Raw genomic sequence first — 14,587 nt, 5'->3', positions numbered from 1 at the left:
GAAGGATAGGGAATGGAAGTTCGTGTTGCCGACGTGCGTAAGGAGTTTGCCCGTTTTCCGGCTTTGCATAATGTGTCGCTGGATATCCGGTCTGGCGAACTGATCGCGCTGCTCGGCCCGTCCGGTTCGGGCAAGACGACGCTGCTGCGTCTGATCGCCGGGCTGGAAACACCGACGGAAGGCACGATTTTCTTCGGTGAGGAAGACGCCTCGCAGAAGAGCGTGCAGGAGCGCAATGTTGGTTTTGTGTTTCAGCATTATGCGCTGTTCCGGCATATGACGGTCGCGGACAATATCGGTTTTGGCCTGAAAGTGCGCCCCGGTTCGACCCGTCCTGCCACCAGCGAAATCCGTCGCCGTGCGCTGGAATTGCTCGATCTGGTGCAGTTGCAGGGGCTGGAAAAGCGTTATCCCGCCCAGCTTTCCGGTGGTCAGCGCCAGCGCGTCGCGCTTGCCCGCGCCATGGCCATCGAGCCGAAGGTTCTGCTGCTCGACGAGCCTTTTGGCGCGCTGGATGCGCTTGTGCGCAAGGAATTGCGCCGCTGGCTGCGTGAAATTCATGACAAGACCGGCCATACGACCGTTTTCGTCACGCATGATCAGGATGAAGCGCTCGAACTGGCCGACCGCGTGGTGGTCATGAGCCAGGGACGGATCGAACAACTCGGCACGCCCGATGAAATCTATGACAATCCGAACTCGCCTTTCGTCTATGGATTTATCGGCGAGTCCAGCACGCTTCCGGTCCGGGTCGAAAATGGCGAGGTCTGGCTGACGGATCGCAATATCGGCCTCACCGCCGAGGGCGCGGCAGAGGGCGAGGCGCAGCTCTATTTCCGCCCGCATGATGTGGAACTGCTCGACGGTTGCGGCGGCTGCATCGCAGGCACGGTTGTGGCAAGCCGCCGCTCCGGCGGTAAGCGGCGTGTGGAGCTTGAAGTGGGCGGTGCGCGTGAGCGCATCGAGATCGAAATTCCTGCCGAACACCCGGCTGCGGAGAAAAGCCGCATCGCGTTTCGTCCGCGCTACTGGAAGCTGTTTCCGGCAGGCGGACCGGAAAAGGCTTCGAGTGAAACTTCGGCGAAGATTGATGCCTGAATCGCGGTTTTTGACTGGCTAAGCAGACTAAAAGCGGCCTCCGCACGATGATTCTCGCGTGGAGGCCGCTTTTTTTGTTGTTCTGGACGAGAATGGCGGCGCGCGTTAAAATGGCTGCGACCGTACCCAGGGTGGTATTTTTTATAAATTCAATATGTTAGGGTTGTATTCAACGAGTTGATCCATAACGCAACATTACTACCGGGAAAGAATTGTGCGTTGCGATTTAAACGGTTTGAATATCAGCACAATCCGCCGTCGCATTTTGGCCAAATGCGGGCGACATGCAGGGAACCGATTACGGATACTGTCGTTTCCCTACATTGAATTGAAATGAATTTAGTATCCACCGCCGCAGATAACTCATCCCTTCGGAAAGGCTGTTAAGGCAGATGCCGGAATCGTCTTCGTCGCACTCCCATTCAACCTCAACCGAGAATAAATCGTCAAAGCCGCCCAAAACGAATAGTCCGATGGAGCCGAAATCCACTGGGCAGGGCGGTTCTGATCAGATTCCGCCGGAACAGCCATCGCCGATCCGCGCGCTTTACAAGACGGAAGATGAGCTGCGCGTTCTGGCGAGCACCGTTGCCCGCGGGGAAGACATTCCGCTGCCGGGCTATCTGGCGTTTCCGTTCGATCAGCGCCTGTCCGAAAACGGCAAGCTGATCCTGCATGCCTATCGCGCGTCCGACGCCGCGTCGCGTGCCGGTGAGACGATTACGCCTGCCGCGCAATGGCTGCTCGATAACCATTACCAGATCGACAAGAATGTCCAGCAGGCACGCCGCGATCTGCCGCGCCGATTCATTCGCCAGTTGCCGCCTTACAAGGCTGTCGAAGGCATGCCGCGCATTTTCGCGCTGGCCTGGCTTTATGTCGCCCATACGGACAGCAATTTCTCGCTCAAAACCCTGACGGCCATCGTAAAGGGCTTTCAGGAAGTCGAGCCGCTGAAGATCGGTGAATTGTGGGCGCTGCCGTCCGCTGTTCGCTATTTCCTGATCGAAAATGCGCGCCGTCTGGCTCTGCGTGTTGATCGTGCGCGCCTGATGCGCAATCTCGCCAACACGGCCGCAGACCGCATTGTGGTCGCTGCCGACGGCGCGGAACTCGATGCGGTTCTGGCGCAATATGCGCAGGCCGCCCGCGACAGCACTTTCGCCACGCATCTTCTCTATCGTCTGCGTTCCGCCTCCACCGACACGACGGCTGCCGCAAGCTGGCTCGAACGGATTCTGGAACAGGAAGGCAGCAACCCGGAAGACGCCATCGTCGAGGAACATGCACGCCAGTCCACTGGCGGCGTGACGATGGGCAACGTCATTCGCAGCCTGAAATCCATCGACGACGTGGATTGGGAAACCTGGTTCGAAACGGTCAACGAGGTCGATGCGATCCTGCGCGACCACAGCGATTTCGAACTCTTGGATTTCCGCTCGCGCAATGCCTATCGCGTGACGATTGAAAAGCTCGCCCGCTATTCGGATATGAGCGAAATCGATATCACCTGGGCAGCGCTCAAGCTTGCCGAGGAAGGCCAGCGTGCCGAGCAGGCCGGTCATCCGGAAGCCGAAGGCAAGGGCTCCATCGCCTATTATCTGTCGGGCGACGGTCGCAGCGATCTTGAGAAAGTCTGTGGCTACAAGGCGCCGTTCGGCGTCAAGGCGCTGCGCTTTTATCGCGGGCTTGGACTTCTTGGGCTATTCATCCCGACGGCGATCTTCACGATCCTGATTCTGCTGCTCGTCAATTACTGCATGAGCCGTGCCGGTCTTTCGACCGATCTGCGCCTGCTGTTCACGCTGCTGGCGATCTTCCCGGCGATGGATGCCTCCTATTCGCTGTTCAATGCGCTGGTGCCGTGGTTCGTACAGCCGACGCGCCTGATCGGATTCGAATATAAGGAAGGCTTGCCTGAAGAAGCGCGCACGCTTGTCGCGGTGCCGACCTTCATCACCTCGCGTGATTCCATCGACGAGCAGATCCGCAATCTGGAAGTCCATTATCTCACCAATCCGCGCGGCGAGATCTATTTCGCGCTGGTCAGCGACTGGGTGGATGCGAAGCAGGAAATCAAGCCTGCGGACATGGAAATCTATGACTATGCGCGTGAGGAAATCGCTAAGCTCAACGAGCATTATACGGGCGGCGACCAGCCGCGCTTCTTCCTCATGCATCGCCGTCGCCTGTTCAACGACAAGCAGAATTGCTGGATGGGTTGGGAGCGCAAGCGCGGCAAGCTGCACGAGCTGAACCTGCTTCTGCGCGGCGATCAGGATACGAGCTTCTTCCCGCCGGATGAGCGTCTGCCGAAGGAAATCAAATATGTGATGACGCTGGACGCCGATACGCGTCTGACGCCGGAATCCGTCACCAATCTCGCTGGCAAGCTCAGCCATCCGCTGAACCGTCCGGTCATCGATGAAAAGACCGGCAAGGTTGTTCGCGGTTATGGCATTTTGCAGCCGCGCGTGACGCCGTCGCTGACGACGGGCGACGAGGCATCGTTCCTGCAACGCGTCTTCTCGGTCAATCGTGGCATAGACCCTTATGTCTTCGCGGTTTCCGACACCTATCAGGACCTGCTGGGCGAAGGCACATTTACCGGTAAGGGTCTTTACGACATCGACGCCTTTGAGGCGGCGCTGAAGGATCGCGTGCCGGAAAACACGCTTCTTAGCCACGATCTTCTCGAAGGCGGCTATGCCCGCGCTGCACTCGTCAGCGATGTTGAAGTCGTGGAAGATTATCCGACCGGCTATAATGTCGATGTGTCGCGCCACCATCGCTGGGCGCGTGGCGACTGGCAGCTTCTGCCATGGCTGTTTTCCACCAATCGCGGCGTCAGCGCCACGACGCGTTGGAAGATGGTGGACAATCTGCGCCGTTCGCTGAACCCGATCCTGTGGTTGCTTGCCGCCGTAATCGGCTGGAGCGTGCTGCCGCTTGGCGTTGCTGCCGTCTGGCAGGGCTTCCTGATCGTCAGCATGTTCGTCGCGCCGACTTTCGGCATCGTCACCAATCTGATCCCGGTGAATATGGATTATTCGCTGAAGGGACATGCGCAATCGGTGCTGACCGATATTGCACTGGGCACAGCGGATGTGGCGCTACGCACCACCTTCATCGCGCATTCGGCCTTCCTCATGGCCGATGCCATTGCGCGCACGGTCTATCGTCTGTTCGTTTCGCGCCGCAACCTCCTGGAATGGCGCACAGCGGCGCAGGCCAAGACCTCACCGGACACGCTGCTGTTCTATTTCCAGCTCATGTGGCCAGCCATGGCCATTGCTGGTCTGGCGATGTTCGTGCCTCTCGCAGCCGAAAGCCATGCCGCGCTGATCGCCGCTCCCTTTGCGGTGATCTGGTTCGTCTCGCCGCTGATCGCTTGGCTGGTCAGCCGTTCGGCCAAGCCGCAGGACACGCTCGAAGTTCTGTCATCCGACAAGTCTGATCTGCGCCGTTATGCGCGCCGGACTTGGCGTTATTTCGCCGAATTCGCGAATGATGAAAACCATCATCTGCCGCCGGATAACTTCCAGGAAGACCCGCTGCCGGTGCTGGCGCAGCGTACCTCTCCGACCAATATCGGCGTCTATCTTCTGTCGATTGTCGCAGCCCGCGATTTCGGCTGGATTGGCTTCGACGAAACGGTGGAGCGTGTCGAGGCGACCGTCAATACGCTGGAGAAGATGGAGAAGTATCAGGGCCATCTCTACAACTGGTATGAGACCAACACGCTGACGCCGATGCGCCCGCTTTATGTGTCGGCGGTGGATAGCGGCAATCTCGCCGGCCATCTGGTGACATTGTCTTCGGCGCTCGAAGAATGGGCCGAAGCGCCATCCGTCTATGTGCAGGGCGACCTCGACGGTATCCTCGATGTCAACGACATCCTTGAGGAAACCATCGCGAGTATCCCGGACGACCGCCGCATCCTGCGTCCGCTGCGCCGCCGTCTGGAAGAGCGTATCGCCAATTTCCGCCGCGCCGTGCGCACCATCAAGGAAGAGCCGGAAACGGCATCCTTCCGCACGATCAACCTGTCGCTTTTCGCCAATGATATCGTGCGTCTGATGGAAGAACTCGACAGCGAGATCGAGACGCCCGCCAGCGCCGAGGCCAAGGAATGGGCGCGTATTCTGGTCGATACCTGCCAGGCGCACACCGATGACGCCATGGGCGAACGCGACACCGACGCGCTGCGCGAGCGCCTGCGCGATCTCGCAACCCGTTCGCGTCAGCTGGCCTTCGATATGCAGTTCGGCTTCCTTGAGCGGAAGGAACGTCGCCTTCTGTCGATCGGTTTCCGCGTGCAGGAAAACGAACTGGACGAAAGCTGCTACGATCTTCTGGCTTCCGAAGCCCGTCTGGCGAGCCTCTTCGCCATCGCCAAGGGCGACGTGCCGGTCGAGCATTGGTTCAAGCTGGGCCGTCTACTGGTGCCGGTGGGCTGGAAGGGCGCTCTGCTCTCCTGGTCCGGCTCGATGTTCGAATATCTGATGCCGCCGCTGGTCATGTCCGAGCCGCTCGGTTCGTTGCTCGACCAGACCAACAAACTCGTGGTGCAACGTCAGATCGACTATGCGACCTCGCGCGGTCTGCCATGGGGTATTTCCGAAGCGGCGTTCAATGCGCGTGACGCGCATATGAACTACCAGTATTCCAACTTCGGCGTGCCTAATCTGGGCTTGCAGCGCGGCCTGTCGCGCAATGCGGTTATCGCGCCTTATGCGAGCCTGCTTGCGTCGCAATATCAGCCAGCGGCTGCCGTCGCCAACCTCAAGCGTCTGGCCAAGCTTGGCGCGCTGGGCCGCTATGGCTTCCACGATTCCGTGGACTTCACCCCGTCGCGTGTTCGCGAAGGCGAAACCTGCGCGGTCGTGAAGAACTATTATGCCCACCATCATGGTATGGCGATCATCGCGGTCAACAATGTGATCTTCGAAGGCCGCATGCGCGAGCGTTTCCACTCCGATCCGGTGATCGAAGCCGCCGAACTCCTGTTGCAGGAAAAGGCGCCGCGCGAAATCCCGATGATTTACGCCAAGACAGAAAATCCGATGCGCGTGGATTCGGGCGGTTTCGACGATGCACCGATGCGCATCATCGACAAGCCGTTCAAGGCGCCGCGCACCACGCATATGATGTCGAACGGCCAATATGCGCTGATGGTCACGGCCAATGGTTCCGGCTACAGCCGCTGGCACAATTGGGATATCACCCGTTTCCACGCCGATGCGTCGGAAGACCTTCAGGGTTCCTTCCTGTTCCTGCGGGATATGGAAAGCGGCTATTGGTGGTCGGCGACCGGCGAGCCGGTGCGCAACCCGGAAGAAGAAACCAAGACCGTCTTCACCGAAGACAAGGCGGAATTCTACAAGACCGCCGGCGATATCAAGACGGTCATGGAAGTGATCGTCTCGTCGGAATATGACGGTGAGGGCCGCAGGCTCGACATCATCAACACCTCGGCGCGTGACCGCATCATCGAAGTCACGTCCTATGAGGAACTGGTGCTGACCGACAAGGACAGCGATGCCGCCCATCCGGCCTTTGCCAAGATGTTCGTCGAAACCGAAATCGCCGATAACGGTTCGACCATCTATGCCAAGCGCCGCAAGCGCGCGCCGTCCGACCCGGATATCCATGTTGCGCATTTCGTCACCGATCTGACTGGCGCTGTGCGTGAAACCGAGGTCGAAACCGACCGCCGCGCCTTCATCGGTCGTGGCCGCAGCCTGCGTGATGCGATTGCCTTCGAGCCGGGTGCGAAATTTAGCGGCAGCCAGGGCTGCGTGCTCGATCCGATTGCATCGGTGCGCACCCGTGTCCGCGTACCGGCACACAAGAAGGTGAGCCTCGTTTTCTGGACCTTCGCCGGTGGCAGCCGCGATGCGGTGGAACATGCCGTGGCGATGCATCGCCATCCGGAAAGCTTTGCCCGCGAATATTCGCTGTCCTGGACCAGCTCGCAGGTGCAGCTCTACCATATTGGTATCAAGCCGGCGGAAGCTGCCGATTACCAGAAGGTCGCGGCCTATCTGCTCTATCCCGAGCGGACCTTGCGCCAGCCGCCGGAAACCATCGCCAGCGGTCTCGGCAAACAGTCCGATCTGTGGCCGATGTCGATTTCCGGCGATTATCCGATCTTCGCATTGCGGATCGACAACGAAGCCGATCTCGAAGTGCTGCGCGGCGTGTTGCGCGCGCAGGAATATTGGCGCTCGAAGGGCCTCACCGTCGATGTGGTGGCGGTCAACGAACGCGCCTTCTCCTATGCGCAGGATACGCAGCGCGCCATCGACTGGATCGTGGAAGGTTTCCGCGCCCGTGGCGGCGGGCAGCCGCATATCTTCGCGGTGCGCCGCGACCAGATGAGCGACGAAAGCTACAACACGCTCCTGGCTTCTGCCCGTATCGTCATGCATGCGCAGAACGGCTCGCTGGCCGAACAATTGCGCCGCAGCGAGGAAATCACCGTCGATCTCGCCGCCCGCGATGCCAAGTCGGCGACCAATGGTCAGGCGGCGGCACAGGGTCTCGGTGCTGCCGGACTTGCGCCTGTCGCCATCGAACGTGGCGTCGGCGGTACGGAAGAACGCCGTCCGGTCGTCAAGCCGAAGGTCACCAATCGTCCGGCTCCGTCGGGCGACGATCTCCAGTTCTGGAACGGTTATGGCGGTTTTGCGGAGGATGGCAGCTATGTGGTGCGGGTCAATGGCCTCACCAACACGCCCCATCCGTGGATCAATGTCATCGCCAATCCGTCCTTCGGTTTCCATGTCTCGGCGGAAGGTTCGGCCTTCACCTGGGCTGGCAACAGCCGCGACTATCAGTTGACCCCATGGGCCAACGATCCGGTCACCAACCGTCCGGGCGAGGCGATCTATATCCTCGACCGCGAAACGGGCCGCACCTTCGCGCCAACGTCGAATGTGCTGCGCGACGAGGCGGTGACTTACGAAGCCCGCCACAGCCATGGCTACAGCACTTTCGCCGCACAGCATGGCGAACTGGCGCTGGAACTGACCCATATCGTCGATGCCGACAAGCCGGTGCGCCTGTCGCGCCTGACAGTGACCAACAAGGGCCGCTCCAAGCGCAAGCTGCGCGCTTATGGTTACGTCGAATGGGTGCTGGGCAATGCCCGCGCCAAGAACGTGCCGTTCATCGTGCCGTCGCATGATGATGAACTGGGTGCGCTCTTTGCGGGCAACCCGTATCATCCCGACAAATCGGGCCAGATCGCCTTCTTTGCAGCGACTGAAAAGCCACAATCGGTGACGGCTGATCGCAGCGAGTTCATCGGCACCACCGGTTCGGTGGACAGGCCGGAAGTCGTGCTTGCAGGCAAGGCGCTCTCCAACACGGTGGAAGCCGGACGCGATCCGTGCGCGGCGCTTGCGCTCGACATCGAGGTCGGTCCTGGCGAAAGCCGCGAATTGGTGTTCCTGCTCGGCAATGCCGCCGATCAGGTGCAGGCGAAAAAGCTGATTTCCGACGCCCGCACCGCGTCTTTCGAGGACAAGCTGCAGGCGGCGAAGAACCAGTGGGAAACGCTCTTCAATCGCGTGCAGGTGAAGACGCCTGATCCGGCCTTCGATCTTCTGGTCAATGGCTGGTTGCCTTATCAGGCGATTGCCTGCCGCATCTGGGCGCGTGCCGCTTTCTATCAGGCCAGCGGCGCCTTCGGCTTCCGCGACCAGTTGCAGGACACGCTGTCGCTGCTGCTCGTCGATCCGACGCTCGCCCGCGCGCAGATCCTCAATGCCGCATCGCGCCAGTTCCCGGAAGGCGATGTCCAGCATTGGTGGCTGCCCGCCACGGGTGCCGGTGTGCGCACGCTGATTTCGGACGATGTGGTCTGGCTCGGCTATGGCACCTCGCTTTATGTCGAGACGACGGGCGACCGCTCGATCCTCGATGAAAAGCTGCCATTCCTCGTCGGACGCAAGCTGGAGACAAGCGAACATGATGCCTTCTATGAGCCGGAAATCTCCAAGGACACGGCAAGCCTTTACGAGCATTGCGCGCTGGCGCTCGACCTTGCGGTCGACCGCACCGGCAAGCATGGTCTGCCGCTGATCCTCGGCGGCGACTGGAACGACGGCATGAACCTTGTCGGTGTGAAGGGCGAAGGCGAAAGCGTGTGGCTCGGCTGGTTCCTGGCCTATACGCTGCGCCAGTTCATCCCGATTGCCGAAGCGCGCAAGGATAATGTTCGCGTTGATATCTGGAAAGCGCATCTGGACAGCCTGACGGCGGCGCTCGACCGCGACGGCTGGGATGGCGAATGGTATCGTCGTGGCTTCTACGACAATGGCGCGCCGCTTGGTTCGAAAGACAGCGACGAATGCCAGATCGACGCCATCGCGCAATCCTGGAGCGTGTTGTCCGGTGTGGCAGATCCAAAGCGCGCCGAACAGGCGATGGCTTCGCTCCAAAAACGTCTGCTGGATGAGGAGGGCGAACTGCTTCGCCTATTCACGCCGCCTTTCGACAAGACCGTGCAGGAGCCGGGTTACATCAAGGGCTATCCGCCCGGCGTTCGCGAGAACGGCGGTCAGTACACCCATGGCGCAACCTGGGCCATTCTGGCGCTGGCCCGCATGGGCAAGACAGCGGAAGCCTGGCGTCTGTTCTCGCTGATCAGCCCGGTCAATCATGGCCGCAACCCGGACACCTACCGTGTTGAACCTTATGTGATCGCAGCCGACATCTATTCCGTCGAGCCGCGTCGCGGGCAGGGCGGCTGGACCTGGTATACGGGTTCGGCAGGCTGGTTCTACCGCGTGGCGACCGAGGGTATCCTCGGTGTGACAAAGCGTGGAGACAGGCTGCATCTTGATCCGGCATTGCCGCCGGAATGGGACGGCTATGAAGCCGAGCTTCGCTTCGGCGAGGCGCTCTACCGGGTCAAGGTTGTCGCTGGTGCTAAGGATAAGGCGATCAAGCTCAACGGACGCAAGGTCGGCAAACCGGACGAAGGCGTGCCGATCAAGCCGGATGGCGAACATGAAATTGTGGTAGAGCTTCCCAAACAGAAGTGAACCGATTAAAAAGGCGGGTGAAAACCCGCCTTTTGCACGACTCAGGCTAAGTAGAATTAGCCCTAGTGCCATCGGATACTTGTTGTTTGCTGGAGGCCGTGATGGCCAGAACTGATATCGCGCGCCGCGTCTATAACCATGCCTGGAAGCTCGATCCTATTATCCGCAGCCTGCTGGATACGGATTTCTACAAGCTACTGATGCTCCAGATGATCTGGGGCCTCTATCCCAAGGTGGACGCGACCTTCTCGCTCATCAATCGCACGACCTCTGTGCGCCTCGCCGACGAGATCGAAGAAGGCGAGCTGCGCGCGCAGCTTGATCATGCGCGCACGCTGCGCTTCTCCAAAAGGAAATGATCTGGCTGGCGGGTAACACCTTCTATGGCCGCAAGCAGATTTTCCAGCCGGAATTCCTGGCATGGCTGCATGATTTCCAGCTGCCGGAATATGAGCTTCGTCGCAAGGACGGGCAGTACGAGCTGCATTTCCACGGGCCGTGGTCTCACACATCGATGTGGGAAATTCCAGCGCTTGCCATCATCAACGAACTGCGTTCGCGCGCGGCGATGAAGAACCTCGGGCCGTTTTCGCTCGATGTGCTCTATGCCCGCGCCAAAGCCAAGATGTGGAGCAAGGTGGAACGGCTGCGCCTGCTGCCGGATCTGAAGATTTCCGACTTCGGCACCCGCCGTCGCCATTCCTTCCTGTGGCAGCGCTGGTGCGTGGAGGCGCTGAAGGAGGGCATCGGCGATTCCTTTACCGGCACCAGCAACGTGCTTCTGGCGATGGATACCGACCTTGAAGCGCTCGGCACCAACGCGCATGAATTGCCGATGGTGCTGGCCGCACTCGCCAAGACCGACGAGGAACTGCGCAGCGCGCCCTATCGCGTGTTGCAGGACTGGAACCGTTATTATGGCGGCAATCTGCTGATTGTTCTGCCGGACGCTTTCGGCACCGCGGCCTTCCTGCGCAATGCGCCGGACTGGGTTGCCGACTGGACGGGTTTTCGTCCCGACAGCGCCCCGCCCGTCGAAGGCGGCGAACGCATCATCGAATGGTGGAAATCACGCGGAAAAGACCCGCGTGAAAAGCTGCTCATTTTCTCCGATGCGCTGGATGTCGATACGATCGAAGACACCTATCGCCATTTCGAAGGTCGTGTGCGCATGAGCTTCGGCTGGGGCACAAACCTCACCAATGATTTCATGGGTTGCGCGCCGAAGAACATCGAAGGGCTGAATGCCATTTCGCTGGTCTGTAAGGTCACGGATGCCAATGGTCATCCGGCGGTCAAGCTTTCCGACAATCCGCAGAAAGCGACGGGCGACCCGAAGGAAGTGGCGCGATATCTCAAATTCTTCGGCAATGAGGAAAGAGTGGAGCAGCTCGTCAGAGTTTAAACGTCAGCGGATATTCGGGTTCTGGTGGCCTGCAAATACCGCTCTTCTGCGCTTCCGGTGCTCACGTACCTTTAAGTACGCTGCGCGCCGGTTCTCGAAGAACGGCATTTTCGTCTCACCATAACGCCGAATCTCCACTGACGTTACGAGCCGCGTTTTACCGCTATTCCATCAGCCGTGCTGTGCCGGAAAGGCGGATTGATCCGCCGCGTTCCGTGCCGATCTGGGCGCGAAGATGCGACGGACTGCCCATATCCTCGCCCTGAAACACTTCGATCTCGCCGCCATGCGGCCAGCCGATATCGCGCAGATAGGCGGCAAAGGCCGCCGTGGAAGCGCCCGTCGCCGGGTCTTCATAGACGCCACCAGCGGCAAACGGGTTGCGGCTATGGAAGCGTTGCGGCGTTTCCGAATGGATCAGCAGGATGGTCGTCCAACCCTGCCGCTTCATCATTACACGGCCACGCGCCAGATCATAATGCATCGAAGCAAGCTTCTCGCGTGAGCGCAGCGGCAACAGGATATGGTCCGCGCCCGCATGGATCAGCGCCGGCGGAATGCCCGGCGCGAGATCGTCCTTGTCGTAGCTGAACAGCGAGAGTGCCTGCTCCACCTCAACCTCTGCGGCGGCACGGTTGCGCGTCGGCGGCGATTGCAGGCTGGCGGCGAACAACTCGCCTTCCTTGCGACCGTCCACGCTGATGGTGCTGTTATTGAGCTTCAGGTTGAAATGTCCGTCGCCCATGCGCATGGCCAGCGCTGCACCGAGCGCAATGGTGGCATGGCCGCAGAACGGCACTTCCATTTCTGGTGCGAAATAACGCACGCGCCAGCTTTCGCCGTCCGGCGCGGCGAAAGCCGTTTCAGAAAACCCCACCTCCTTGGCGATTTTCTGCATTTCCTCTGGAGAGGGGAGGCGGTCCGCAATCAGCACACCTGCTGGGTTGCCGCCCTGATTGCCTTGTGAGAAGGCTGCGATGCGCAAGACGTCCACTGAATTGTCCTTCGCCATATTCGATTCTCTCCCACCCACTCCCTATAGAAGGCGGGAATTGAGTCGGGTCAATGGCGTAGGTTAGAAGGCGCTGTCTTATCTGTAGATGACGGAATCAATCGCGCATTTCTGCGGCCCATGGCGGGTTTGCGCCCGCGCGGGAAACGGTGACGGCAGCAGCCCGGACGCCGAGCGCGACGGAGGCGTGAATCTGGTCGTCGTTCAGAGTTGCGATGGCCGCCTTGTTGAGCAAGCCCTGATTGTGCAGGCTGACGAGAATGCCCGCATTGACCGTATCGCCCGCGCCAACCGTGTCCACGACATCAACTTTGACGCCCGGCACACGCACCGTTGCATGGGCCGTATAGGCATCGGCCCCATGGGCGCCCTTGGTGATGACAATCAGCTTTGGACCGAGCTTCAGCCATTCGGCGGCGATTTCGTCATGGCTGCCATGTTCACCAAACCAGTTGAGATCTTCGTCCGACAGTTTCACGATATCGGCCAGCGCGATCATGCGTTTCATGCGCGCCAGATGCTTCTCGCGGTCGGTGATGAAACCGGCGCGGATATTGGGATCGAGGAACATGACCCGCTTTTTAGCTTCACGGGTCATCAGCGCTTCATAGACGCTGCCGCATGGCTCGGAAATCAGGCTGATGCAGCCAAACAGCATGGCGTCGATGCTTTCATCCACGAAAGGCATGTCGCTTTCGGAAAGCATGCGGCCAGCCGTATTCTCGTCGTAGAAAGCATAGCGCGCCTGACCGTCCACGAGGCGGACGAAGGCAAGCGTCGTCGGGCGATCCGAAATGGCGGCAAAGGAATAATCGACATTGGAGCGCGCCAGCGTGTCACGCAGCACTTCGCCGAAGAAATCCGAGGAAATGCCGGAGAAGAAGCCTGTCGGCACGCCAAGTCGACCAAGCGCTATGGCCGAATTGAAAACCGAACCGCCCGCAAAAGGCACGAAGGCCGTTTCGCCGGTCGCGGCTTCGCGTGGCAGCATGTCGATCAGGGCTTCACCGCAACAAAGGATCATGGTTCGGTCTACTGTTGAATTGGGTTTTAAATCGATTGAAGACAGCTAAACAAAAAGCGCAGTGTTTTTCAACAGCCGCGCTTTGCATTTGTTAGACGTGCTGGCCGCCATTGATATGGATTTCCGATCCTGTGACATAGGATGAAGCCTCAGTGCACAGGAAGTAGATGGTTTCCGCGACTTCCGAGGTTTTGCCAAGGCGGCGCATGGGCAATTGTTCCACCAGCTTTTCTGTGCCCGGCGACAGGATCGCCGTGTCGATTTCGCCCGGCGCAATGGCGTTGACGCGGATGCCGTAGGGGCCGAAATCCGAGGCCATTTCGCGGGTCAGCGAGGAAAGCGCTGCTTTCGACGTGGCATAAGCGGTGCCTGCAAAGGGGTGAACACGGCTGCCTGCAATGGAGGTCACATTGACGACCGAACCCTGCGCGGCTTCCAGTTCCTTGAACAGACCACGCGCCAGCATGATCGGGGCCATGAAATTGACCTGAAACACGTCGCGCCACACGGCCATCGGCGTTTCAATCGAATTCAGGCGGCGTCCGCCCTGTGCTTTCGGCGAAATGCCTGCATTGTTGACGAGCGCATGCAGCTTGCTGCCATTGGCTTCAAGGCGACGGCGGATTTCGGCAATCGCCTTGCCGACGTCTTCCTGATCGGCCAGATCGACCTTGATATGGTCTTCCGGTCCGGCGGGCCATGGGCAATTATCGGAAAAATCCTGCCGCGAGCAGGTAATCACGCGCCAGCCTGCACGCGAAAAACGCTTGACGGTCGCATGGCCGATACCGCGGCTGGCGCCGGTCAGAACCAGTGTCTTGCGCTCTTCGTCAACCTTCGGGGTTTCAGATGGGGACGCGTCTGTTTTGGTCATTTGGGTCATGGAAAACCTCGCTCTCAAATCTTGAATAGACCATGCCGCTCAAGATTTCGAGGGGAATTAGCAATTGCGTGCAGAAGGTGCTTCACTTGATCGCGACTGCGGGAGCGGA

General features: G+C 59.7%; 5 protein-coding genes and 1 pseudogene. 3 read left to right on the top strand and 3 right to left on the bottom strand.

All coding sequences use genetic code 11. The features are described 5' to 3' along the window. Positions 1-12: 12 nt before the first annotated feature. From QLQ11_RS07665 to pncB, 3 genes and pseudogenes are all read left to right on the top strand, one after another. Positions 13-1,098: a sulfate/molybdate ABC transporter ATP-binding protein gene (locus QLQ11_RS07665; RefSeq protein ID WP_109368144.1), complete on the top strand. Its 1,086-nt coding sequence runs from the start codon at positions 13-15 to the stop codon at positions 1,096-1,098. Between the two features lie 473 nt (positions 1,099-1,571). Beyond that, positions 1,572-10,154 (top strand): GH36-type glycosyl hydrolase domain-containing protein, encoded by an 8,583-nt coding sequence (locus QLQ11_RS07660; protein ID WP_371831108.1) that lies wholly within the window; start codon positions 1,572-1,574, stop codon positions 10,152-10,154. 101 nt (positions 10,155-10,255) lie between these two features. Continuing rightward, positions 10,256-11,559: pseudogene (pncB, locus tag QLQ11_RS07655) on the top strand (nicotinate phosphoribosyltransferase). A 163-nt stretch (positions 11,560-11,722) separates the two neighbouring features. Here the strand turns inward: pncB and QLQ11_RS07650 are convergent. The 3 genes from QLQ11_RS07650 to QLQ11_RS07640 form a co-directional block, all read right to left on the bottom strand. Next, positions 11,723-12,553 carry a PhzF family phenazine biosynthesis protein gene (locus tag QLQ11_RS07650; protein WP_109370143.1) on the bottom strand — a complete coding sequence of 277 codons (831 nt, stop codon included), beginning with the start codon at positions 12,551-12,553 and terminating at the stop codon, positions 11,723-11,725. A 115-nt stretch (positions 12,554-12,668) separates the two neighbouring features. After that, on the bottom strand, positions 12,669-13,595 hold the full coding sequence (locus tag QLQ11_RS07645; protein WP_109368147.1) for a carbohydrate kinase: 927 nt from the start codon (positions 13,593-13,595) through the stop codon (positions 12,669-12,671). 91 nt (positions 13,596-13,686) lie between these two features. After that, entirely contained in the window at positions 13,687-14,478 is a 792-nt protein-coding gene (locus tag QLQ11_RS07640; protein WP_109368148.1) for an SDR family NAD(P)-dependent oxidoreductase, read from the bottom strand. Positions 14,479-14,587: the final 109 nt, after the last annotated feature.

Source organism: Ochrobactrum sp. SSR (genome assembly GCF_030067775.1).
Lineage (GTDB): Bacteria > Pseudomonadota > Alphaproteobacteria > Rhizobiales > Rhizobiaceae > Brucella > Brucella teleogrylli.
The sequence above is the reverse complement of the archived record's forward strand: the minus strand, read 5'-3'. Positions and strand labels throughout refer to the sequence as shown.